This window comes from Colwellia sp. C2M11 (genome assembly GCF_018860915.1).
GTDB lineage: Bacteria > Pseudomonadota > Gammaproteobacteria > Enterobacterales > Alteromonadaceae > Colwellia.
On record NZ_JAHKQD010000047.1, the window covers coordinates 166,595 to 192,297 of the forward strand.

14 protein-coding genes are annotated in these 25,703 nt (G+C 35.4%); 5 read left to right on the plus strand and 9 right to left on the minus strand.

The window, feature by feature from the left end:
• Positions 1–159 precede the first annotated feature (159 nt).
• Together KO509_RS13490 and KO509_RS13495 are read right to left on the minus strand one after the other, a co-directional pair.
• Positions 160–1,227, minus strand: a complete 1,068-nt coding sequence (locus tag KO509_RS13490; RefSeq protein WP_252727568.1) for a CmpA/NrtA family ABC transporter substrate-binding protein — start codon at positions 1,225–1,227, stop codon at positions 160–162.
• 10 nt (positions 1,228–1,237) lie between these two features.
• Positions 1,238–1,879: an ANTAR domain-containing protein gene (locus KO509_RS13495; protein WP_215973780.1), complete on the minus strand. Its 642-nt coding sequence runs from the start codon at positions 1,877–1,879 to the stop codon at positions 1,238–1,240.
• 390 nt (positions 1,880–2,269) lie between these two features.
• Between KO509_RS13495 and KO509_RS13500 the strand changes: the two genes are divergently transcribed.
• From KO509_RS13500 to KO509_RS13515, 4 genes are all read left to right on the plus strand, one after another.
• A complete protein-coding gene (locus tag KO509_RS13500) occupies positions 2,270–3,421 on the plus strand; it encodes a cupin domain-containing protein (RefSeq protein ID WP_215973781.1) in 1,152 nt (383 codons plus the stop codon).
• Between the two features lie 110 nt (positions 3,422–3,531).
• Positions 3,532–4,293 (plus strand): pseudouridine synthase, encoded by a 762-nt coding sequence (locus tag KO509_RS13505; protein ID WP_215973782.1) that lies wholly within the window; start codon positions 3,532–3,534, stop codon positions 4,291–4,293.
• 155 nt (positions 4,294–4,448) lie between these two features.
• Entirely contained in the window at positions 4,449–6,944 is a 2,496-nt protein-coding gene (locus KO509_RS13510) for a GGDEF and EAL domain-containing protein (RefSeq protein WP_252727570.1), read from the plus strand.
• A 171-nt stretch (positions 6,945–7,115) separates the two neighbouring features.
• Positions 7,116–7,808 (plus strand): transporter substrate-binding domain-containing protein, encoded by a 693-nt coding sequence (locus KO509_RS13515; protein ID WP_215973783.1) that lies wholly within the window; start codon positions 7,116–7,118, stop codon positions 7,806–7,808.
• A gap of 69 nt (positions 7,809–7,877) precedes the next feature.
• Here the strand turns inward: KO509_RS13515 and KO509_RS18310 are convergent, their stop codons facing one another.
• Entirely contained in the window at positions 7,878–11,498 is a 3,621-nt protein-coding gene (locus KO509_RS18310; protein ID WP_354668419.1) for an EAL domain-containing protein, read from the minus strand.
• A gap of 149 nt (positions 11,499–11,647) precedes the next feature.
• Complete coding sequence (locus KO509_RS13530) at positions 11,648–13,096, minus strand: PLP-dependent aminotransferase family protein (RefSeq protein ID WP_215973784.1); 1,449 nt, start codon at positions 13,094–13,096, stop codon at positions 11,648–11,650.
• Positions 13,097–13,210: 114 nt separating this feature from the next.
• Here KO509_RS13530 and ccoG point away from each other — a divergent pair, with 114 nt between their 5' ends.
• Positions 13,211–14,584, plus strand: a complete 1,374-nt coding sequence (ccoG, locus tag KO509_RS13535) for a cytochrome c oxidase accessory protein CcoG (RefSeq protein ID WP_215973785.1) — start codon at positions 13,211–13,213, stop codon at positions 14,582–14,584.
• 130 nt (positions 14,585–14,714) lie between these two features.
• On the opposite strand, the gene KO509_RS13540 is transcribed toward ccoG, so the two are convergent.
• From KO509_RS13540 to mfd, 5 genes are all read right to left on the minus strand, one after another.
• Positions 14,715–16,382: a sulfotransferase gene (locus KO509_RS13540; RefSeq protein WP_215973786.1), complete on the minus strand. Its 1,668-nt coding sequence runs from the start codon at positions 16,380–16,382 to the stop codon at positions 14,715–14,717.
• A 156-nt stretch (positions 16,383–16,538) separates the two neighbouring features.
• Positions 16,539–19,454, minus strand: a complete 2,916-nt coding sequence (locus KO509_RS13545; protein WP_215973787.1) for a TonB-dependent receptor — start codon at positions 19,452–19,454, stop codon at positions 16,539–16,541.
• A 711-nt stretch (positions 19,455–20,165) separates the two neighbouring features.
• The gene (locus KO509_RS13550) at positions 20,166–20,444 is read right to left on the minus strand and encodes a DUF1244 domain-containing protein (protein WP_215973788.1); all 279 of its coding nucleotides are present in this window, start codon (positions 20,442–20,444) and stop codon (positions 20,166–20,168) included.
• A 58-nt stretch (positions 20,445–20,502) separates the two neighbouring features.
• Positions 20,503–21,906, minus strand: a complete 1,404-nt coding sequence (locus tag KO509_RS13555) for a CsiV family protein (protein WP_215973789.1) — start codon at positions 21,904–21,906, stop codon at positions 20,503–20,505.
• Positions 21,907–21,933: 27 nt separating this feature from the next.
• Positions 21,934–25,539, minus strand: a complete 3,606-nt coding sequence (gene mfd, locus KO509_RS13560; RefSeq protein ID WP_215973790.1) for a transcription-repair coupling factor — start codon at positions 25,537–25,539, stop codon at positions 21,934–21,936.
• Positions 25,540–25,703: the final 164 nt, after the last annotated feature.

Consider the following 25,703-nt stretch of genomic DNA (forward strand, 5'->3'; position numbering starts at 1 on the left):
ATGTTGGGAAAGTCTCGCCTTAATTTGGTGCGCTTATTTGTCCGCTTAACCTCTACTTTACATTATCAGCCTTAATTAATGTTCAGTGTGAATCGAATTTATAAGTTGATAATTTATACTAATATTCGAGATTAGCTATTATGTAGAATTAAGTTTGTTTCAAATGCTAATAGCCGTTAGATATATATCTTCTCTATAAATATTGGCAATGCTCAGTTCAGTTCGTTGTTTGGTGCTTATATGCCCACATTCTTGCATTAAATCGGCAATTTTTTCACCGCAATTTAGGGCAGGCTTGTTAAACTCTGGGTCGTCTAGTGTGGAAAATTGATTATAACTTGTTACTTTTCGTGGTGTTGTGCCGTTAAAGGTTAAGCAACTGCCAAGCAATGAAGGTGCTATTACATCAATGTGTGTGTCTAGGTAGCAGGCACGGCTCAATAATCTTGCTGCTTCAAAACGATTGGGAACATTTTCAAGCCATTGGCAGGCTTCATATAAAGCTGACACTAAAGCGAGCGTTGTTTGAGGGTATTTACTTTGCCAAGACGACATTAACCCAAGTACTTTTTCTGGGGAGTCTTGCAATAAATCTGATGAAGTTACACCGGTTACGCCTACGCCTTCACGAACGGCTTTAGCATTCCACGGGCCACCGACACAAAAACCATCAAGATCGCCTGACTGCATTGATGGTACCATTCCAGAAGGCGGTACAAATAACAAGTTTATATCTGATAAAGCGATATTACCTTCTTTTAACCATTCAATGAGTTCATAGTAATGACAGCTATAAGGAAATACCACAGCAAAGGTAAGTTTTTCGCCCTCTTTTTTACGTTCTTTTATTTCAGGGCTAAGAATATTTGCTGAAAATGGCATGCTAATTTCAGTATTATTTTTATGTGCTAATAATTTTTGATATAGGGCTGTTGATATGGTGATACCGTTGCCGTTTCGACTTAAGATCAATGGCGATATCACTTGTGATTCTTGACCATACAAACCTAAGTTACTTGCTATTGGCATGGGTGCCAACATTTGTGCAGCATCAATTACACCTAAATGGAGCTTATCCCTTAGGGTAGCCCAAGAATTTTGCTTGGTTAAGGTAACATTTAACCCCCATTTTTTGAACATGCCCATTTCGTAAGCAATGACCACAGGAGCGCTATCTGTTAAGGGCATAAACCCTAAGTTTATATTTTTCTTTTCAATTTTAAACATGATTTTTTCTCTAAAATATACTTGCAACAGATAGAATGTTTTTAGCAACATCGTCCATTTTCTGGCTGTTATCCATAGCTATTTTTCGGATGAAATTATAGGCATCACTTTCAGAAAGCTGTCTTGTTTCCATTAGCCATCGTTTAGCTTTATCAATATTTTTTTGACTCGATAGTTTTTGCTTAGTATCAGCAAGCTCTTGTTTCATGCCTTGAAAAAGGCCGAATCTAGCAATTGCGACATCAATAATTGATTTTACTCTATCTTGACCAATATCACCGACCACATAAGCACTGACACCTGATTTAACTATTTGATTAATTGTTGTTTTATCGTTTTCTTGTTCAGAAAAAACAACAATAGGTTTAGGGGCGAATTGAGATATTTTATTAAGATTCTCGAGCATATCCCGATCAGGTGACTCTATGTCGATAATGATGACATCAGGATTTAGTTGTTCTACATCCTTTAACAAAGGAACACCTGAATTAGCGATATGATAGATGTCATATTCAGTATTTGTGAGCACATCCATTAAAGCTTTCGCTTTTACATGATTATTTTCTGCAAGTAATACTTTCAACTTAGCAGTTGGCTCTTTTATATGATTATTTTTAGATAATGATAAAGTGCTTTTTTTCAATTTATTCAAATTAAATTAACTAATAACGTATATTTTATAGAATGAAGCAGTATTCGTGCCATTTAATAAAGTCAATAAAATCAATTTATTAAATTGTTTTCATTACTTTTTATGTTGTTAATTGTTAGTTTATGATGCAAGACTGCCCCATAATAACAAATGTAACAGAAGCTTAATGGTGGGTTATTCTTGTTGATTAAGTATATTCCTTAAAAGTAACTTATTTATTACTTTATTGGTGCATCTATGTGGGAAAGGTAACAATAGAAAACTAATTTTGTAAGGAAGTAAATTTTTTGTACTTAATAACATTCAAACTAGGTTCACTTCCCCGTATAATCTCAATAATAAAGCGTAAGCCAATAGTAGTAACCACACTTAAACACCTTAGAGAGCATTATGTATAACTTAGATTTAAATCAAATGAGCAAAAATGAATTTTTAACGACTTATTGGCAGAAAAAACCAGTGGTGATTCGTCAAGGTTTTAAAGATTTTGTTGACCCTATTGCAGCAGATGAATTTGCTGGTATTGCGATGGAAGAAATGGTGCAATCTCGTCTGATCTCTAAAAAAAATGGTGAGTGGCAAGCCGAATTTGGCCCGTTTGAAAGTTATGAACATTTAGGTGAACGTGATTGGTCTTTAGTTATTCAAGCCCTAGATAACTTTTCTGAAGAAGCAGCTGAATTAATAGAGCCCTTTAGATTTTTACCGCATTGGCGCTTAGATGATTTAATGGCTAGCTTTGCTACTGAAGGCGGTAGTGTTGGTCCTCATGTTGATAACTATGATACTTTTATTTGTCAAGGATCTGGTAAGCGTCATTGGAGAGTTGGAGATAATGGTCGACATAGCGAAGTTATTGCCCATGAAGCGTTATTACATGTAGAGCCTTTTGAAGCGATTATCGATGTTGAATTAGAAGCTGGTGATATCTTATATATTCCACCTGGTTTTCCACATGAAGGTGTTGCTTTAGAGCCATCAATGAGTTTCTCAATAGGCTTTCGTGCTAATTCTGCTATTAGCTTGTTAAGTGGTTTTGCAGATCACTTAATTGATAATGAATTAGGTGGTCAATTACTTCAAGACCCGCAGCGAAAAGCAATTACCAATAGCGGAGAAATTACTAATAGTGATTATGCGAATATTAAACAGCAGTTACAAAATTTACTTGATGACGATAAATTATTCAAAAATTTTGTGGGTAATTTTTTAACTAATGCAAAACATGAATTAGATCTAATGCCGAGTGATGAGCCTTTTGAAGCAGCTGAAGTTAGTGAACTTCTAGCTATTCATGCGATTAAACGCTTAGGTGGATTACGTGCTTTTTATTTTGAAGATACGTTAAACGATGGCGTTTTTTATCTCAACGGTGAGCAAATTAATTTTAATAGTGAAATAGCGCCGGTGATTAAACTTTTATGTAATCAGGTAGTCGTTACGCCAAGTGAATTAGCGCCATGGAGTACAAATGAGCACTTTGTTACTTTGATGGTAGGGTTACTTGATCAAGGTTATTGGTTTTGGACTGAAGCCGAATAATTTAAAACTTATAGCGCAATAAAATTATGTATTAGAAAGAGATAAAACATTAAAACTAATATGTTTGAACAAACAAAACATCGACATAAGCTGATTTACCAGGAAATAGCATGCGTTTAGATAAATTTATTTGTAAAAGTACGGAGTTAACACGAAACGAAGCAAAGAAACTGCTTAAAAGTGGTGAAGTACGTGTTAATGGTGAAGTAGCAAAAAATTCAGCGATGCAGGTACATGAAAACAATACCATTACCATAGATGGTCAAGTATTAACTGCTCGTACTTCACGTTATTTTATGCTCCACAAAATGGTTGATTCTATTTGTTCTAACGTGGATGAAATTTATCCTTCAGTGTTAAATTTTATTGATGTTGATAAAGCATTTGATTTGCATATTGCTGGTCGGTTAGATGCCGATACCACAGGTTTAGTACTTATTACGGATGATGGTAGATGGTCACATAATGTTATTTCACCGAAAAAAGATTGCCAAAAAACATATCGTGTATGCCTTAGGAATGCAATTGTTGAACATCAAGCCGATGAATTAATTGAGCAATTTAAACAAGGTATTCAACTACAAGGAGAGCCGGCATTAACACGTCCGGCGATTCTAGAGTTAGTTTATAACGATGAGGAACATAACAGTACAGAAAGTAACGATGAAATTGATACTCGAGAGAACGCAACGAGTGAGGTATTACTCACTATCACGGAAGGTAAATACCACCAAGTAAAACGAATGTTTGCGGCTGTTGGTAATCGTGTTGTAGGTTTACATCGAGAAAAAATTGGCGGTATTGAACTTGGTGAGTTAGCACCGGGAGAGTGGCGATCGCTAACCGAAGACGAAATAGCGCTGTTTTCTTAAATAATCAGAGTTCAAGTTGAATTGTTTATTTGGCAAGTGGAAGTATTACTTTGAATTTAATGTCACTTATTTTAAAAAATTGACTACAATTATTACTTTATAATTAAGTTTATATGCTTCATTGAATTGTTAAGTAAAATAAGGAATTCTTTAGAATGGCAGCTAATTATCAGCAACAACTTAAAGAAGAACAAGAAAAAACTAGGTTTTTGCTAGATATTATTAATGCTATTCCTGAGCCGATAATGGCAAAAAATTGGCATGGTAAGTTTATTTTTTCGAATAAAGCTCTTGCTGACTTTTACAATACCACACCTCAGAATTTAATTGGCAAAGATGACTCATATTTCAACTGTAATAAAGAGCAAACAGAGTTTTTCACTGAAAGTGTACAAGCCATTATTAAAAGTAAAAAGCCCCAGGTTGTCTATGAGAATGTTACAGATATAAAAACTGGAAAAATTAACAATTTTCTTTCTTTAAAAACCCCATTTGTTAACAGTAAAGGGGAAGATAATGTTGTTATTATTGCCAATAATATTACCGATATCACTATCTTAAAAGATAAAGCTGAAAAAAATGAAAAAAGGTTGGCAGGGGTTTTAGAAGTATCACACGAAGGAATGTGGGACTGGAATACTGAAACTAATGATGTATTTCATAATAAAAGATGGGAAAAAATTACAGGTGTTGTTGATTTAGAGAATTCGTTTGAAGAATTTCAACGTTGCATTTTTTCCGGTGATAAAGAAAAAGTCAATGAGGCTATTGAAAAGCTAGTTACCGAAAATGTTCCTTATAGTATTGAATATAGAATGATACGTCCAAGTGATAATAAACAAATTTGGATTTGGGATAGAGGAATTATTCTTGAGCATAATGAGCAAGGTAAGCCTTTATGGGTTGTTGGCATAATTCAAGATATTACTCGTCGTAAGTTGGTAGAGGAAAAAATTAAGTTAGCTGCCAGTGTATTTACACACGCTAGGGAAAGCATCATGATCACTGATGCTACGGGCATTATTGTTGATGTTAATGATACCTTTTCCTCCACAACGGGGTTTAGTCGTGAAGAAGCTATTGGGCATTACCCAAGTGAGCTTCAGCCTGGAAGACAAGCAAAACAAAACTATGCTGACATGTGGCAAGTGTTATTAAAAGATGGCTATTGGTCAGGCGAAATGTGGAAACGTCGTAAAAACGGCGAAGTATATGCTGAAATTAAAACAGTCAGCGCAGTACGTGATGAACAAGGTGTTACAACTCATTATGTATCTTTAGGAAACGATATTACTTTAATAAAAGAGCATCAAGATCAATTAGAGCGTATTGCTCATTACGACATATTGACTAACCTTCCTAATCGAGTATTACTTTCTGATCGATTATCTCAAACTATGTTGCACTGTAATCGTCATGAAGAATCTCTTGCCGTTGTTTTTTTAGATCTGGATGGCTTTAAAGCGGTAAATGATACTTATGGCCATAAAATGGGTGATGAAGTCTTGATTGCTATTTCCGCTCGCATGCAAAAAGCATTGCGAGAAGGTGATAGTTTAGCGCGTCTTGGTGGTGATGAATTTGTTGCAGTGTTAACGGATTTAACATTATCAACAGCAGCTGATGATTGTGAGCCAGTATTAACACGATTATTACGTGCAGTCTCCGAGCCTATTATTATCGGCGAGATCGTGTTGAATGTATCTGCCAGTATTGGAGTAACCTTGTACCCACAAGATAATGTCAATGCCGACCAACTGATGCGTCATGCGGATCAAGCTATGTATGTGGCTAAAGAGTCAGGGAAAAACCGTTATCACTTATTTGATACAGCACAAGATGTTGCTGTTAAAGTGCAACGAGAAAGCTTAGAGGCAGTTCGCAGTGCTTTAGAAAATAACCAGTTTGTACTCTACTATCAACCTAAAGTGAATATGAAAACAGGTACAGTGGTTGGGGTTGAAGCACTTATTCGTTGGCAACATCCTAAGCGTGGTTTGCTAAGTCCAATAGAATTCTTATCCGTTATTGAAAATACGTCTATGATGATTGAATTAGGGGAATGGGTAATTGACACTGCCTTAGCACAAATTGGTGAGTGGCAAGCTATGGGACTGCAACAGCCATTTAATACCAGTGTTAATATTGCAGGTATTCAATTACAGCAATCTGATTTTACGCAGCGATTAACGGCACTACTTGCTGAGCATAAAAATGTAGATCCATCTTATTTAGAGTTAGAAGTACTGGAAACAAGTGCTTTAGATGATGTCCATCATGTGTCAGCTATTATGTGTGCTTGTATGGCGCTAGGGGTAAAATTTGCGTTAGATGATTTCGGGACGGGTTATTCATCGTTAACTTATTTAAGACGATTACCAGCTAAAATCATTAAGATAGATCAGACTTTTGTACGCGATATGTTAGTTGATACAGATGATTTGGCGATTGTTGAGGGAGTAATTGCGTTAGCTAAATCATTCAAACGAGATGTGATTGCTGAAGGTGTTGAAACGATTGAGCATGGTACTGCGCTCTTGCAGTTGGGGTGTGATTTAGCCCAAGGTTATGGCATTGCTAGGCCGATGCCTGGAGCTGACATTCCAACGTGGTGTGAAAATTGGAAGCCTGATATATGCTGGCAAAGCTAAGAAATATACTAACATTGTTTTTAAAGAGCTAGATACCTTAGTCTCGAAAATAAAGGGGGATAATACAATCTATATTGATATAGAACGTAAAATACAGTATGAATTTTAGAAGTCGTAACGCTTTTAATTTATACTTACTCTTTATTATGTCTGGAAAAACTTATCTTCGTAATGTTAATTCGAAACTTGTTCACTATTGTTTTATTAATTATAGGCAAAGCTTGTCTGGCTATAGAGCCTATTGTTTTAGCTGTCGAAAATAGCTGGCCACCTTATTCAGATAAGAACGGAAATGGTCTTTCTAAAAATATTATTATAGCAGCGTATAACGCGGTTAATGTTAACGTTGAGTTTATTTCTGTTCCATATGCTCGAGCACTTAAAATGACTGAGCAAGGTCAAGTAGATGGTGCGTTTAATGTGACAAAACAAAAGAGCACGCAAGCAATGTTTAATTTCGGTAATGTTCCAATTTTACAGGCTAGTGCTTCATTTTATTATCATAATGATTCGTCATTGAATTTTACTTCAGTCAAAGATATTCCTAAAGGTACTTCTATTGGAGTCATTATTGGTTACGAATATGGTGATAATTATGATATTTATAAAAGTCGATTTAGAGAAGTTAAAGTAGCGAGTCAGTCACAATTAATTGGACTACTAAGAAACAAACGAATAGATATGGCAATTATGTTCGATGAAGTTGTTAAAAGTAAGTTAAACGAAATGGGACTTCAATTTAACGATATCAAAAAAGGCACTATTAACCACACAAGTGATATTTATGTTGCTTTTAGCAAATCAAAAAATACGATAAAAGCAATGAATCTACTAGAAAAAGGGCTAATTAAAATAAAAGAATAATTGTACTTATTTAAAATACAGCAATGCTTCATCAAATAAAAAAATTAGGCAGAAAGGTGAACTAAATAGTTACTTTTGCCAATTAACATCTGGTTTCCAGTTATTAATCCAGGTATGAATATCATTTGCCGGCATAGGTTTAGCAATGCCATAACCTTGAGCTAAATCACACCCCAACTGCAAGAGCGCAGTACCATGCTCAATCGTTTCAACACCTTCAGCAATCACATCTCGTTTGAATGATTTAGCTAACGCAATTACCCCCTCAACAATCGCTAAATCATCTGTATCAACTAACATATCGCGTACAAAAGTCTGATCTATCTTAATGATTTTAGCTGGTAATCGTCTTAAATAAGTTAACGATGAATAACCCGTGCCGAAATCATCTAACGCAAATTTTACCCCTAGCGCCATACAAGCACACATAATAGCTGACACATGATGGACATCATCTAAAGCACTTGTTTCTAATACTTCTAACTCTAAACACCGAGGATCGACATTTGAGTGATTCGAAAGAAGCTTTGTTAATCGCTCTGTAAAGTCTGATTGTTGTAATTGAACCGCTGCAATATTAACACTGGTATTAAATGGCTGTTGCAGTCCCATGGCTTGCCACTCACCAATTTGTGTTAAGGCAGTGTCAATTACCCATTCCCCTAGCTCAACCATCATGGGGTTGTTTTCTATAACGGGTAGAAACTCTATTGGACCTAGTAAACCCCGCTCAGGATGTTGCCAACGAATAAGTGCTTCAACCCCAACTACAGTGCCTGTTTTCATATTCACTTTAGGCTGATAGTAGAGTACAAACTGGTTATTTTCTAAAGCACTGCGAACTGCCTCTAAGCTTTCTCGTTGCACTTTAACAGCAACATCTTGTGCTGTATCAAATAAGTGATAACGATTCTTTCCTGATTCTTTAGCCACATACATAGCTTGATCCGCATGACGCATCAGTTGATCGGCATTGACATTATCTTGTGGGTACAAGGTTACCCCAATGCTGGCAGATACATTTAAGACAATGTCACGGATAGTTATAGGCTCAGAAGCGGCCAGTAATAATCGTGATAATACCGGCTCACAATCGTTAGCTGCAGTTGATGGTGTTAAGTCTGTTAACACTGCGACAAATTCATCACCGCCAAGACGCGCTAAACTATCACCTTCTCGTAACGCTTCTTGCATGCGAATAGACAGAGTAACTAATAACTCATCTCCGATATCATGGCCATAAGTATCATTTACTGCTTTAAAACCATCTAAATCTAGAAAGACAACCGCAAGAGATTCTTCATGACGGCTACAATGTAACATCGCTTGAGATAATCGGTCCGCCAGTAATACTCTGTTAGGTAAACGTGTAAGTATATCGTAATGTGCTATGTGTTCTAACTGATCTTGATGTTCCTTTATTGCCGTAATGTCATTGCCTAGAGCGACATAATGGGTAGTAATTCCTTGTTCATCTTGAACGGCACTTATTGTTTTCATTTCAACAAATAAGTCGCCATTTTTACGATAATTCCAAAGTTCACCTTGCCAATGTCCTTCTTCGTTTAAGGTTGACCACATATTGTTATAAAATTCAGAAGACTGGCGACTTGATTTTAGAATACGTGGGTTCTGCCCAATGGCTTCTTCACGGCTATAGCCTGTCATTGCTGTGAATGTATCATTAACATCAATAATTATGCCTGCTGTGTCAGTGATAATGATGCTTTCCCGAGCATGAGTGAATACGCTTGCAGCGAGTTTGAGCTTTTCTTCTGCTAATTTACGATTGGTAATATCATTATGAATACCACTCATACGTAAAGGTTTACCATCCATATCACGCTGCATCACATTTGCTTGATCATGTATCCATCTAACATCACCTTCTTTTGTTAACATACGATATTCAAGGCTATGGGATTTTGAACGGCTCTCTAATACGTCATTAATTGATTGCCAGGCCTTTTCTCTATCGTCAGGATGGATAAAGTCAGACCATTGATTTGTGGTTTGTTTGATTTCTTCATGAGTGTAGCCTAACATTGTTGCCCAGCGTTCATTCCTTTCAACAGTGCTTTTTACTATATTCCAATCCCAAAACCCTAACTCAGCTCCTGCCAATACCAAGCGCATTTGTTCATCTCTTGATTTTAGTGCTAAGTTAGCTTGATTTTTTTCAATAGCGATACTCGCTAAGTTAGCCGATTGTTCAATTAAAGCTATGTTATCTTCTGTTGGTGTATTGACTGTACGATGATAAATGGCAAAAGTACCTAGTACCTTTCCTTGGGTAGTACGTATTGGCTCTGACCAACATGAGCTTAATTTTGCTTTGCTTGCAAGATCTTTGTACGACGTCCAATAAGGGTGGTGGTGAATGTCTTCTACGACAACTCGCTTATTTGTAAATACTGCAGTACCACAAGAGCCCACCCCAAAGCCAATCTCAGTTCCATGAATAGCTTGGTTGTAAAAGTCGGGGAGACTAGGGGCGGCTCCAACTAATAGATGTTTACAGGCCTCATCGAGTAATAAAACGCTACAAAGCATACCTGTGTTTTCTTCCTCAACACCATGCACAATAGCTTCTAAGACTACTGAAAGCTTCTCATTTTTTGTAATAAGTTCTAAGACATAAGAGCGTGAACGTTCGCGTAATTCAGCTTGTTTACGCGCTGTTATTTCATGATGTGTACCACAAATCTGAAGAGGTTCATTAGTGTCTTCATCATATTTAATGACAGAGCCAGAGCCTTTAAGCCATATCCATCTACCATCGGCATGCTTCATTCTGAATTCAATCATGTAGTTGCTTCCTGATGCAATACGAGATTGGATAATGTTTTCTATGTACTCTTTATCATTTGGGTGAATAAGTTTTTCCCAATCACTAATATGGTTAGTAATATCTTGTCTAGTGAGACCAAGCATGGATAACCATTCATCATTAACAATATTTTCACCTGTTTGATAGTTCCAATCCCAATATCCTAATTTTGCACCATTAATGATATTTTGTAGTTGGTGTTGAGATTTTTGAGCACTATCTTTATTTTGTTTTAATGCATTAATACTTTTTAGTTGCTTGTTATTATAACGAAGGAATAATCCACCTATGACAGTACATAATATAACAATAAAAATTGTGATGAATAGTTGTCGTTCTTTGAATTTTTTAATATCTGCGGCGATCGACTTTTTTAATGATATCTCAATATTATCTGCAGATGTGGTCAGTTTAGAAAAGGCGAGATCTAGCGCCTGATCTAAATCAGACCCTATGCCAGATGTTGACTTCGATGCCCATCGTTTTTGTGCTATTTGGCGAAAATAATGAATATCCTCTATCGTTTTTTCAATTTGTGTACGTAAATTGGCATCGTTTAAGGGGATGAATACGGTTTCTTCGTAAGTGGCGCCATCAAGCATTGCTTTGGCGTACCATTCTGATTGATCAAGGTGGAGCCAGACAGTTTCAATATTTACATTTTTATCACCACTAATAACTTCTTCAAACCACAAGTGTGCAGTACTTACTTCAAGCTTAATTTTTATAGCAGCGTTAATTAGGGGGGAGTGTCTTTCAGCTATGTCACGTCCGGTATTAAATGGATAGTAAAAAATCGTGATAGTTATCAATGTTAAGATTAAAATAAATGAAATTATTTTATGAGAGCCAGTTTTCATCAGTAATATCCGCACTTAATATAGGAGGTGAATTCTTCTTGTTAACAAAAAATTCTTTGTATTTAACCTTAAGCACAGATATTTCTTATAAAAAACAGCGCTTGATATTGACATAGATGTCATATCAGCAATTATAGCAAAGATTTGGCTCAACCATTATATTCCGGTAAATATTTTTGTCGGGTATTGGTTAATTCCTTACATAATTCCCCTAATCTAACTAGTGCTTGTAAACGAGATCCTGTTGTTGGATGTGCAAAACTTAATCTAAGATTATTTGAAAATTTATTAGTGGTAGAAAAGAGTTTTCCTGGCGTTATAATAATGCCTTCGGATATTGCTTGATTATAAAGTACAAATGTATCAACTTCGGGCGGTAACTCTATCCAGATTGTTAGGCCGCCATCAGGTACCATAAATTTAGTCGGTATTTTCCAGTTATCTTTTATGCCATTAATTAATTGATCACGCTGTTTTAGTAAAGTTTTGCGGTATTGATAAATATGCCGATCAAAACTTCCTTCAGCCATAAAACTTGTTAAGCCGTTTTGAATTGCTTGGCTAGTAGAGAGTTGATTAACTAATTTTAAATGAACGATTTTTTTGTAATGCTTATTCGTTATTATCCAACCAATGCGTAGATCTCGTGATAGTGCTTTAGAGAATGAGCTACAAAGTATAACATTTCCTTGTGTATCATAACTTTTAAGTGGCTCGACAGTGGTATGAAATCCTAAATCACCATAGATATCATCTTCAATTAACGTGATATTGTTCTTTGCGGCGAGCGCAACGAGTTTACGTTTTTCCTTATTTTGCATCAAAGCGCCTGTTGGTGTAGCAAAATTAGGAGTTAAAATACAGGCTTTAATCTCCCACTCTTCAGCTGCTTTTTGTAACGATTGAACGGTTAAGCCAGTGGTAAGAGAGCTAGGTAATTCTATGACTTTTAATTTTAATTGCTGGAATAATTGTAAGGCGCCATAAAATGCAGGACTCTCAATAGCAACAATATCCCCAGCTTCACAAGTTGCCATAAGCGCTAAAAACAAACTATTTTGGCAACCAGAAGTAATGCAGACTTGTTCTTCTGTTATATTGAGATTCCGTTTTCGGTAATGCTTACTAATTTGATGTCTTAAGTTGCGATCACCTGGGGGCTCTGAATAATACAAAGCATTACTTTGTGGTTTTTGTCTTAAAGCGCGACTGATATGTCTGTTTAATAACAATAAGTTAGTCGATACTTGTTCGTTATTTATGTGTTGAGGCGTAATGTCAAAAGCCGCACTTCGTTCCATTATTTCATAAAACACTTCAGGTACATCAACAAGTTTAGGTTGGCTAATTTTTTTTAGTTCAATATGTATATTATGATTTTGGTTAACGGGGGATACATAATAACCAGATTTAAACTTTACGAAAACTATATCTCTTGCTTCTAAGGTATGCAGTGCTTTTTGAACCGATATTTTTGAAACACCATAGTAATGGGCTAGCGATCGAATTGAAGGAAGCTTTTCATAGGCTAACCATTCTTTGTCGTCTATTCTGGCTTTTAAAGTATTTGCTAGCTGTTCATATTTAAACTGTGTCATAAGTTAATTATCATTAATTAAACTGTACCTATTATAGTTTATTTATTTGTATCTATTAATAACAGATTGAATATTTAAACTAAGCTTCGTGTAACTTACTATCGGAGTAGCAAGGTGAATTCGTCATATTTATCGAAAGAAAATCTTATTTGTAAAACATCAGTAGTTGATGAAAATATATATATTAGAGAACAAAAAGGGCGTTTTCAGCGAATTCGTCGTTATTTAAGTTTTACCTTAATGGCTATTTTTATTTTGATTCCTTTTATTGAATATCATGGTTCTCAAGCCGTATATTTTAATCTTGAACAGCAAAGGGTTTCTTTGTTTTCATTAACACTTTTCCCACAAGATTTGCTGCTTCTTTGCCTAGTATTTATTTTTTCCGCGTTTTTACTATTTTACATAACTAAAATTTATGGACGAATATGGTGTGGTTTTAGCTGTCCTCAAACTATTTGGATGCTACTCTTTAATTGGGTTGAACGCAGAATTGAAGGCTCTCATAATCATAGTAAATATCTTAATGCACAAAAATTAAACTTTAATAAATTAGTTAAAAAACTCGTTAAGCATTGTTGTTGGTTGATTATTTCACTGTTTACTGCCTTAGTATTTATTTCTTATTTTGTGCCCGTTAAAGAACTCTATATTAATTTTTTTACATTAGAATCATCTTCATTGGTTGTTTCGTGGGTCTTATTTTTCATGGCTTGTACTTATATAAACGCTGGTTGGATAAGGGAGAAAATGTGTTTACATATGTGTCCCTATTCACGAATACAGTCTGCAATGTTTGATAAATCAACTAAGCTTGTCAGCTATGACTTTAAGCGAGGCGAAAGCCGAGGTAAAAGAAAACGCACACAGGAAAAAGCAGCAGCGTTAGGTGACTGTGTTGATTGTAATTTATGTGTTCAAGTTTGTCCGGTAGGCATCGATATTCGAGACGGTTTACAATACGAATGTATTAATTGTGGTTTATGTGTTGATGCGTGTGATATGACAATGGATAAATTTAATTACGAAAAAGGGTTAATCTCTTTTACTCATGAACAAGCGCCGAAAAACAGGTGGAAAAGGCATATAGTTTATGGCGCTATAGTATCTTTAAGTATTTTATCTATGCTGGTGTGGGTTTTAACTTGGCAATCTTTTGAAGTGAATATTATTAGAGATCGACAAGCATTGTATCGTGTTAACCATGAAGGCCATATCGAAAATACGTATGTTTTTAAAATCAGAAATAAATCGAGTGAAACTAAAACCTTTAAAATTGCTGTCGCAGATTTAACTCATGCTCGTATTATGGGACAAGCAAAGGTACAAGTTTTACCTGGGGATATGAAAACATCATCAGTAACAGTAGCTGTTGAGCAGCCTTTAGTCGATGGGAGAAATGATATTCGCTTTAATATTGTCGATATAGTTGATAATAAGCAGGTAATAAAAAATACATCTTTTTATAGTGGTGATGGTGGTTGGTAATATTCACTTACTAGGGCAATAGCAATAATAACTCTCTCGTATATTTCTACGTTGACAGAGTTATTATTTTATTTAGAGCATACTGAGTTTTTACACCTAATATTGTTGATATTATTAAGCCAAGCTCTGATTACTTAATACTCTTTAGTGAACTTAAGGGGAATAAAGTCTCTAAATGCTTTTGGTAATTATTGCACCTACCTGAAGAGCTATTATATAGTGGTCTTCTTACCTGCCAAACACTTGCTGTTTTAACTTGATTTTTATATTGATGAAAATTAAGGCAGTTATCCTCCCAAGGTAACCCTATAAATGAAAGCAGTCGTTGGGTTTGCTCTTTAGGTGATTGGATTAGATTGTCATAATTAAATGTTAAAATATCTTCTGGAAATAATGACTGCCAATGTGCCATTAACCTTTCTTGTTGCTGGTAAAAATGAATAATATTTTTTAGCTCTGTCGCATAAGCCATAGAAGATCCTAAACGCAGAAAATAAATTGATAAGCAATTATCTAGTATTGAACGAGTAGTCCATATAACTTTAGCATTAGGCATAAGTAATTTAATTATCCCTAAGTATAAAAAATTATCTGGTCGTTTGTCAGTTAATTGATCACCTTGGTTTTTAAAGCGGTTAATTTCCGTTAAGTATTCTGAAAGTAATCTATCTTTTTTTCGATCTACCTGTATATCTTCAAGAACATTTTGTGGAAAATCAGGGTAATTATTAAACATTAAACGATGAAAAAACTCTTGCTCACCTCCAATACTGATACCTGAATGTGCAGCTAATATTTGTTCGCAAAGTGTTGAACCTGAACGAAACATACCACAGATGAAAACAGGTGAAGTGCTGCTAGACTCTGTGCTATCTACAGTAGAAAACCACTGCTTATTAAAAGTAGCTATAATACTGTCTACTGTATGTTCAAACTTTATAGCATCGTATGACGGTAGCGTTTTTTTATCTAATTCATTAGCTTGTTGATAATAATGAAACGCAAGATCATAAGCTTTACAATCATCAAAAGCCTTTCCTAGAGCATAACCAACATTGATTTTATCTGACTGAGCAATATCAGAGCTTAAGAAAGCATCTTTTAATTGATTAATTAGTGGGTGCTCTTGATTTTCAATTTTATAAAGATCAGCTTGTCTAGCTAGCGCAGTATAATTTTTAGGATTGATTGTACAAGCTAACTGAAAGTAATATAGCGCTTTATTTCTATTACCTAATTGTTCATATAAATTGGCTAAGTTGTAGCATAAAGAATCTTGTTCAGGATGCTTAACAATAGCTTTAGTGAGAATATCGATGGCTTTATCTGGTTCAGATAAGTGTTCACTGAGAATGGTTGCTACATTTAAAGATACTTCATAATCTTTATCAATACCAATGGCTAATGCTTTATTATAAAAAATAATGGCTTGCTCAAAATTACCCGAAAGCTTTTGATAATAGGCGCAATTGAAAAAAGTTGTGGCATTAGCAATGTTACTTTTTGATTGTTTTTCATATAAGTTTGCTAGATCTTGCCAACGAGACTGAGCACTATAGAGCTCACTTAAGGTATTAAAATAGTTTTTGGATAAGGGTTGAAAGGTTAGCAGTTTAATTAAATGTTTTTCAGCTAATTTATAATTTTTATTAGTGAAACCAAGTTTTACTAATAACTGGTGTATTTGGATATTGGTAGGATCTTGTATTAATAAATCTTCAAGTGCCATTTGGCCTTGGTCTAATTTATTTGAATTTAGTAGCCGTAAAGCATATTCGATTGTAACTTCAGCTTTCATAAGTCCATAATTAAAATTTAATGAGTAAGTAACTTTACTTTATTTCGTTTATTTTAAAGCACTTATTAAAATAAACGAAATAAAGTATATATGATTATATAAAAAAAGAGCCAATGTAATATTGGCCCTTTTATCTAAATTACAAACAAACGACAATTAGAAGCTAATTGTTACACCTGCATGAATTAAACGACCTAGTGCATCATACGCGCCAGGGAATGTATTACCATTACCGCTACCTGATGGTGCATTTGGTACCATTGGTGGCGCCTTATCAAGAAGGTTATTTACACCTAAACGTATTGTTACATGTTCAAACGTGTTAAATGATGCTGCAAGATCTAAGTAGTTTTGAGCACCTAACGTAGTTGGACCTGCTTCAATAGTATTTGATTCAGCATTACGAGTGAATTCTTCAGCTTCACCAAAGTAACGCCATGTTGCTGTAACTGTTGCATCCCACGGAGTTATCCAAGCAGCACGTAAGTTACTACGCCATTTAGGAGAAGGAGAACCACACACTGAACGATCCCAGTAACCTTCACAAGAGTCAATAGCAATACCCGGAGTATTTTGCGTATCAAGTTGCATCAAGTATGTACCAACAAAATTGAAGCGAACCTCACCCATATCATCTAAAGAAAGTTCATAAGAAGCATCAACATCAATACCTGAAGTTTCAATAAAACCGATATTACTATTAGTATCAATGATGCTATCTTGTCCAACCCATAATGCACCTGTATTTGCATTACGGTTGATTAAGTCACATGAAGATTGAAGATTATCAACCGCACATTCGTTATGAACAACAGCAGCACCTTTCGATTGAATCGCATCTTCAATTTGAATATTAAAGTAATCGAATGTGATATCTAATCCATCAAGGAAGCTAGGAGATAAAATTAAACCTAATGAAACCGTATCTGATTTTTCAGGTCTAAGATCTAGGTTACCACCAGAAACAGAGTTATATTGACCAGCAGGACTCTCTAAGCTAGAAGAACCATATTGTGCAGCTGTAACACCAGTACGTGCACATTGCTCTTCCGTTAACGTAGGGTTAGGTCCACAAGGATCTGACCAGTTGAATAAACCAATTGATGTTGGTGCAAATAATTCACGTACATTACCTGTACGTACTGCGCGTTGGTAACTAGCACGGAAGCGAACTTCGTCGTTAACAGTCCAGTTAAGTGCTGCTTTATAAGTATCTGTAGACTTGTCAGTAGTACCTTCTACTGAATAATCTGAATAACGATATGCTAGCTCTACACCTAACTCTTGTGCAAACTTAGCATCTTCAATTAGTGGTAAATTAAATTCAGTAAATAAATCTGTTACTGAGTACTCACCTTTAACACCGGCAGTTGGGCCACCTTGACCAGCACCATCACCTGAAGTAAAACCATTATCTGGTTCAAGAGTTAATGATTCTTTACGGTACTCATAACCAAATACAACACCAGCACCAGTAGTGGTACCTGGTACCATAAAGCCAGATTCAGTTAAATCACCCGATACGAAACCAACCATTTGTGTACTTTTTGTATCGCCACGAGAGTATAAGTTTTTAATTAGGTAGTCTAGGGAATCCTGAGTAACAGCACCTTCTTCAAATACATTCCATGGTACACAATCAGGATCTGAACCATCAATAACAGATTGACACGTCGCTACGCCATCAACATCTTTAACATTTAGCGCACGCTTAATGTTCGTTATTGACATTTCATTACGGTAAGTTTCTAAATAAGCAACTGAACCAAAGTTTACTGATGCATCATAAGACCAGTCATCATTGATATAACCACGTAGACCAAGAACAAAGCGTGAAGACGTATGTCTTAAATCATCTTGACGAGGACCACCTTCAACATTACGACGACCAATATAAACGGTTTGACTGTCGCTTGCGGTTAAGCCTTGGCTACCACAAATTGCATCAAATTGTTGATCTGATAAAAGTGGGTTATCACAATTTAAGCTATCAGTTACAAAAAACGCACCTGATGGCGCTATCTGTGCAACACTTCGGTCATCCATATAACTCGCTTCAGCATAAACTTCAAAATGCTCATTAATTTCATAATGACCGAAACCACCAAAGGTTTTACGTTTATCTGGACGTTGATAATAATTTAAAGGACCGTAGTTATATAAGAGACCGTTGCGATCTACAAAATCAGTACCTTGAACTATGTAATCAAAAGTAGCAAAATCGGTAAAACGACCTTCAGGTATAGTACTTGAACCACCACAAACACGCTGACCATTACCATCAATATCCATTGCACAAGCACTGTAATCACGGTTATCTTGTGTTACTGCTTTAATATCACGGTATGTAGCATATAACGTAACATTACCATTGCCGTCAGCAGTATTTCCACCGATAATCAATGAAAAATCGTTAGTATCACCGTCAGTTACATTACTTGAAGGTAAAGGGAAACCAGCCTCAGATACAGCACGCTGCATATCGCTATGGTCATTATTGTGTTGATAGAAGCTGTTTTGGTATTCAAATTGAACACCTTCAAAATCATCTTTCATGATAAAGTTAACAACACCAGCAATAGCATCTGAACCGTATGTAGCAGAAGCACCACCGGTTAAAACTTCTACACGTTCTACTAGCGCTGCTGGAATTTGGTTAATATCAGCACCAGTACCACCGGCTGCAGGTGAACCTGATGGTAATCGACGACCATTCATTAATGTTAGGGTACGTACAGAGCCTAAATTACGTAAATCAACCGTTGCTGTACCTGTTGCGCCATTAGCTACACCAGATGTTTGGTCAGCAAAAATAGCCGGCATTTCATTCAATACATCTTCGATACGAGTAATACCAGAAACTTTAATATCTTCAGCGGATATTGTAGTAATAGGGCTTGTACTTTGGATATTTGCACGTTTAATGCGAGAACCAGTTACTTCGATTTTTTCAATTTGTTCTGCACTTTCTTCAGAAGCAGCAAATGAGGTTGAACTCATTGCAGCCGTTGCGCCTGCACCGAACATTACGGCCAAACGAACAGCTTTCGCTATTTTAGTATTGTTATACATATTTTCTCCCTGAACCACTAACGTGGTTACTTGCAGTGTTTAAGTAAAGTGTTAATCCTAATATTATTTTGCTCTAACGGCAGGAACTAACCTTTAAAATACTAGTACTTAGCGCTTAATAAGGCAACACTAATTGTAACATTTAAATTCAACAAAAGGATAAGCGGAGAAGGGCGGGTAATTTTATTTTAAATCAACTGGTTACAAGTTAACTTTACTTTAATATAGTATCATTTACTTAAATAAAAAAACTTAGAAAAAGTAAAATTAGCATGTTAAATTATGATAAATATATAAAAATCAATATGTTACTTTGTTTTGGAGGTAGTAAAGTTTTCGTTACTAGTTGTTTAAATATTAAACTTAGTGAAAAATAAATAAAAATCAATTAGTTATATTTGTTTTGCGTGTTTTTATCTATTTAAATTTAATTTACTAGTACAAAAAAAGAACAATTGAATTTTTTTAACTTATTAGATGTAACAAGTTATTACGTCCTAAGAGCGGTAATTATTAATTTTAAAAACTTTAAATAACGTGCCTATCGAGTTAGAAGCAAGAGCTGTTTGTATTGCCATTATCGATAAAGATGCTGATAAGTAGGTGATAAAATGATAATTCTCTGAGGCTAATCATTTCAGAAAATTATCATGAGTTTAATAGTGTAAATTAACGAGTACTTTATATTCTTGATAACGTTAATTTGTTTCGTTAACCTTTATTAAATTTAGCAAGTTGCTCTTCGGTAGCTGGCAGCTGATATTTTTCTTTCCATTCACTGTAAGGCATACCGTATACTTGTTCTCGTGCGCTATCGATATCGACTGAAACACCAAGTTTTTCTGCTTCAGCTACTGTCCATTTACTAAAACAATTACGACAAAAACCCGCTAAATTCATCAGTTCAATGTTTTGTACATCTTTTCTACTATCTAAATGAGCTAATAAACGACGAAAGACAGCAGCTTGAATTTCAGTTTCTTTGTTCATGATATTCCTATTAAAGCTAATTGTTATATGATTTTTATGAAGAAGTTGCTTGCTAAGGCTATTTTATCGCTTGGCTTACTTGTTCACCTTCTGGTTTTGTTGGATCGAAACGTCTTATTTGTACTATCATGCCAATGTAAGGGTGATCAAAGTAGTGTATTTCACCTGTTATTACTCGACGGTTTTGGCTAAAGTTAATAAGTTTTGCTGTACTATCATTACTACTAGTTGGCACATTTTTAATTATTTTTTCAAGATCACTTTCATTAAATACATTGAAATCAGCAGTTATATAAAGATAATGATCTAGGTGTATTTTAAGAAAACCATCTAAGAACCAAGGTTGAATTGGTGCCTTGAGTGGGGTACCTAGTTCTGAGTGTTGTTTGTTGACAATAGTCTCTACAGAATTGGTGGCTATAATAGTTTCCAAATCCATTTCGTTAACTTGGTTAACTGTCTTATTAATTGTATCTATATCAATAGGCTCTCGACTAAACGCATTAAAACGTGTAAATATTTGGTTTAAGACTTGCTGATTATTACGAGATCTTTCAATGTTAGTCGACTCTGTTGTCAGTGTTGAGTTTTGTGTTTTAGTTAGTTGATTAATTAAGTTTTCTTCTAATAGTTTTTCTTTCTCAACCTCAAGTTGATATTCTTCTAATGCTTTTTGGTATTCATGCGCTAAATTTTGACCCGCAAATAACTTAAGTGGAATAGCATCTTTTTGCGTTACGCCAACTTGTCTCCAGCCAAAATGTAGTAGCGGTTTAAATGTTTTGCTCCAGCGTAGTCGCTGACTAATATCAGTTAATAGTAAAGATTCATCAGCAATTAAGTAAGGGTTGTATTCATTGTGTATACCTAAAGCATTCAACTTATTTGGCAGCGCATTTATCTCGACTGAATTTATATTCATATTAGCGAGCTGCTCTTTATCAAATAATCTTTCCATTTCTTGCTGAGAAATAGCACATATAGTGTCAGTAGATAAAAGTTTATGGGTTAAGTTGTCGAATAGTAAATTTTGAGAAGAGATATCCGCTCTTTCTCTTAACTCAAATGTATTAATCGCGGTGATTTGTGTAAGTTGATTAACTTTTTTATCAAAAGTAGCATTAGTACGTTTAAGAGGGTGTAACAATACTGGCTGAATATTATTTTCACTTTCTTTAGAGCAAAGTGGCAAGAACTGTTTTATGTTTGTTAAATCGGGCTGGATGTGAGGCCCTAATAAATCAAAAGATTTTTGGTAATTAGGCAAACTGGATACGTCAATATCCTCAGGAAATTGTTCTTTTAATTCGTTTTTGTTGCCTAATTGTTGGAAAAGTATCACTTCAACTTCAAACCAACGTTCATCTGCTGCTTTATTTTTAGCGTACACGTCTGAACTCATGGTTACTGTTGAGATGCCAAGAGCAAATAGTGAATAGAAAAAAGCTGGATTTACTTTCATTAATAGTCCAATTATTTTAAGTTATCTTTATTTAGCTGTGGTTAGATCATTTAATAAAGTGGTGATTAAGCTAAACCTGGCTTGTTCACCTTCACTTGCTCGACTAAACTTAAGCTTATTAGGAGGCACCATTTTATACGTTGTTGGTTGCTTTTGCACTAAGGCAATGATCAACATATGATCCACGCTGGTATCGTCATTGAATTCAACTGATCCACCTTTTTCGTTGACTTCAATACGTGAAATACCAATAGTTTGAGCTTTCAAGCGTATTTTAGCTATTTGAATTAAGTTCTTCGTTGCTTGTGGTAACAATCCAAAGCGATCGATTAACTCAACTTGAATATCATCCAGTTGATTTTTATTTTTACAACTAGCGATACGTTTATATAAGCTTAATCGTATACTTACATCAAAAATATAACTTTCAGGAATAAGGGCAGGTAAACGTAGCTCTATTTCAGTTTGTTTTGCGGTGACTTGTGTTAATGATAATTGCTTACCATCTTTTAGGGCTTCTACCGCATGGTCAAGCATTTCCATATATAAACTGAAGCCAACTTGGCTCATGGATCCTGATTGATCTTCACCAAGTAATTCCCCTGCGCCACGTATTTCTAAATCATGTGTTGCCAATGTAAATCCAGCACCTAAATCTTCTAATGACGCGATAGCTTCAAGACGTTTTTTCGCATCTTTAGTCATGCGTTTTTCGTGAGGTGTTAACAGGTAAGCATAGGCTTGATGGTGCGAACGACCAACACGGCCACGTAGTTGATGTAATTGAGCTAACCCTAAATTATCAGCTCGATCCATTATAATGGTATTTGCACTAGGTACATCAATACCTGTTTCTATAATGGTCGTACAAACGATAACATTGAACCGTTGGTGATAAAAATCACTCATGATACGTTCAAGTTCTCGTTCTTGCATTTGTCCATGAGCAGTAATAACCCTAGCTTCTGGTACTAGTGCTTGAATATCTGCGGCGGTTTTTTCTATGCTATCGACATGATTATGTAAATAGTAAACCTGACCACCACGTAATGTTTCTCGTAAAATCGCTTCTCTAATTAAGGCATCATCATGCTGGCGAACAAAAGTTTTAACAGCTAGTCGTTTTGCTGGTGGTGTCGCAATAATTGATAAATCACGCATGCCACCCATTGCCATATTAAGTGTTCTAGGAATAGGGGTTGCAGTTAAGGTAAGAATATCAACATTGCTACGTAGTTGTTTAATTTTTTCTTTTTGTTTTACGCCAAATCTATGCTCTTCGTCTACTACCAACAATCCTAAGTCTTTATATTTAATACTGTTTTGCAGTAGTTTATGAGTGCCTATTAAGATATCTATCTGCCCAGATTCAACTTGTTTTATAATTTCAGTTTGTTGTTTTGCTGTTTTAAAGCGAGATAATACTTCGATTGAAACTGGCCAGTTCGCAAAACGATCGCGAAAACTTTCATAATGTTGCTGGGCAAGCAGCGTAGTGGGTACTAGTATGGCAACTTGTTTACCATCATTTACCGCCACAAAAGCGGCGCGCATTGCGACCTCGGTTTTACCAAAGCCGACATCACCACATACTAACCTGTCCATTGTTTTTGCAGACAGCATATCGCTAATAACGGCATTTATCGCTTGTTGCTGATCAAATGTTTCTTCAAAACCAAAACTATCACTAAAGGCTAAATAATCATCTTTATCTCGCTTAAAAGCATAGCCGGTATTGTTTGCGCGGTTGGCATAAATATCAAGTAATTCAGCTGCTACATCACGTACTTTTTCAGCTGCTTTTTGTTTCGCTTTGCTCCAAGTATCTGTACCCAATTTATGTAAAGGAGCATGCTCAGCGTCGGTACCTGAATAGCGGCTAATTAAATGTAAAGAGGCAACAGGTACATAGAGTTTTGCGTCGTTAGCATAACTAAGCATTAAAAATTCAGTGGTTATGCCACCGGTTTCTAGTGTTTGTAAACCTAAATATCGACCGATACCATGTTCTATATGTACAACAGCTTGACCGATAGAAAGTTCCGCTAAATTTTTGAAAATAGCGTCAGTTTCAATTTCTTGTGATTTGTTACGTCGTCTTGATTGGCGAACATGATCGCCTAATAACTCAGCTTCAGTAATTAAAGCAATCGCATTTTTCTTTGCACTGCTTTTTGATTGAAAACTAAAACCTTGGTTAAGTGCATTAACACTGATACCTAATAATTCATCTGACTCAATAAAGTCTTCAATAGTATTAAAAATGCTGGGTTTGACATTATCACGTGCGAGTAACTCTAAAACACTTTCACGTCGACCTTGACTCTCAGCGATAAATAAAATTTTATTGGGTGTCTCTTTTGACTGAATGAAGTTATTTATTAATTCAAAAGGTTGTTTTAACTTATGATCAATAGTCAGATCGGGCAGGGCATTAACATCGAAATAAATAGCACTCGATTTTTGTTTTTTGTTCTCAATACTACCACTGATATTGTCATTTTCATCAGTGCTTAGTTGAGCTTCTTCTTCACAGCATTTTATAGTAATACGTGCAAATGGCTTTAATGCGCTATATAACTCATCTTTGCTTAAGAATAGTTGCTCTGGTGGTAATAAAGGTCGAGTAGGATTGTAGCGTCTATTTTCATAGCGATATTCAATGTCTTGCCAGTGTTTTTTTAATGATTTTTCTAAATCACCTGAAATAGCAATTAGCGTATCAGGCATTAAATAATCACACAGTGTATTGGTATTTTTAAGCGTATCGGTGCAATCTTCAGTACTTTCATTTTTGAAAAAAAGCGGTAAATAATATTCTATCCCAGGAGGAAGAATTCCATTACTTACTTGATGATAGATAGACTCCTTATCAATCGAGCTTTTAAACAGTTCACGATATTGGCTACGAAATAAGTTAATGGCCTCTTTGTCTGTTGGAAATTCATGAGCGGGCAATAAATCAATATTGTCTACTTTTTCATTTGACCGTTGATTTTCAGGATCAAACAAACGGATTTCATCAATTTCGTCATCAAAAAAGTCTAAACGAAATGGGGTATTACTGCCCATAGGAAATAGATCTAAAATAGCACCACGAGCAGAAAACTCACCATGCTCCATAACTTGATCAACACAGCGGTAACCACTTGCTTCTAGATCTTGTCGAAGTTGATGTAAGTCTTTCTTATCACCTTTTTTAATGACTAAACTATTTGCTTCTATATATTTCTTAGGTGCTAGCCTTTGCGCCAATGTTGTTACAGGCACAATAACAATGCCTTTTTTCATGCGGGACAATTGGTAAAGAGTCGCTAGCCTTTGAGAAATAATATCTTGATGAGGAGAAAAAGTATCGTAGGGTAGTGTTTCCCAATCAGGAAATAAGCAAATCGATAATGCATTTTCGTCTTGCGATAAACTTTGTAGCTCCTGCTCTAGTTTGAGTGCAGAAGGCGTGTCATGAGTGAGTAATAATATTGGAACATCACTTGTTAACGCTCCTCGATACAAAGCAATACTCGCACTTGAGCCTTGCAAATTGTGCCAAGTTTTTCTGTCAACTGTGGTACTTGTATTAGTTGTTTTATTTTTAGCTAGAGTTGGCGCCAGTAAATAGCTTTTTTTGCTCATGGAATGCTTTAAATGATAGTTCAAAAATTATAACTGTATAGTTTAACTATTTCTGTACAATTTTAAATGCATTTGACAAAAATATATTTCACATCTAAACATAATAATGAACATCTAACCAGTTGCATCGATGTTTGAACTTTTAATGGGACTATTTATAAGGA

Bases quoted from the DNA above. Each gene is read 5' to 3' on its own strand.
- KO509_RS13490 (WP_252727568.1), bottom strand. From the start codon at position 1,227: ATGTTTAAAATTGAAAAGAAAAATATAAACTTAGGGTTTATGCCCTTA.
- KO509_RS13500 (WP_215973781.1), top strand. From the start codon at position 2,270: ATGTATAACTTAGATTTAAATCAAATGAGCAAAAATGAATTTTTAACG.
- KO509_RS13505 (WP_215973782.1), top strand. From the start codon at position 3,532: ATGCGTTTAGATAAATTTATTTGTAAAAGTACGGAGTTAACACGAAAC.
- KO509_RS13510 (WP_252727570.1), top strand. From the start codon at position 4,449: ATGGCAGCTAATTATCAGCAACAACTTAAAGAAGAACAAGAAAAAACT.
- KO509_RS13515 (WP_215973783.1), top strand. From the start codon at position 7,116: ATGTTAATTCGAAACTTGTTCACTATTGTTTTATTAATTATAGGCAAA.
- KO509_RS18310 (WP_354668419.1), bottom strand. From the start codon at position 11,498: ATGAAAACTGGCTCTCATAAAATAATTTCATTTATTTTAATCTTAACA.
- KO509_RS13530 (WP_215973784.1), bottom strand. From the start codon at position 13,096: ATGACACAGTTTAAATATGAACAGCTAGCAAATACTTTAAAAGCCAGA.
- KO509_RS13540 (WP_215973786.1), bottom strand. From the start codon at position 16,382: ATGAAAGCTGAAGTTACAATCGAATATGCTTTACGGCTACTAAATTCA.
- KO509_RS13545 (WP_215973787.1), bottom strand. From the start codon at position 19,454: ATGTATAACAATACTAAAATAGCGAAAGCTGTTCGTTTGGCCGTAATG.
- KO509_RS13550 (WP_215973788.1), bottom strand. From the start codon at position 20,444: ATGAACAAAGAAACTGAAATTCAAGCTGCTGTCTTTCGTCGTTTATTA.
- KO509_RS13555 (WP_215973789.1), bottom strand. From the start codon at position 21,906: ATGAAAGTAAATCCAGCTTTTTTCTATTCACTATTTGCTCTTGGCATC.
- mfd (WP_215973790.1), bottom strand. From the start codon at position 25,539: ATGAGCAAAAAAAGCTATTTACTGGCGCCAACTCTAGCTAAAAATAAA.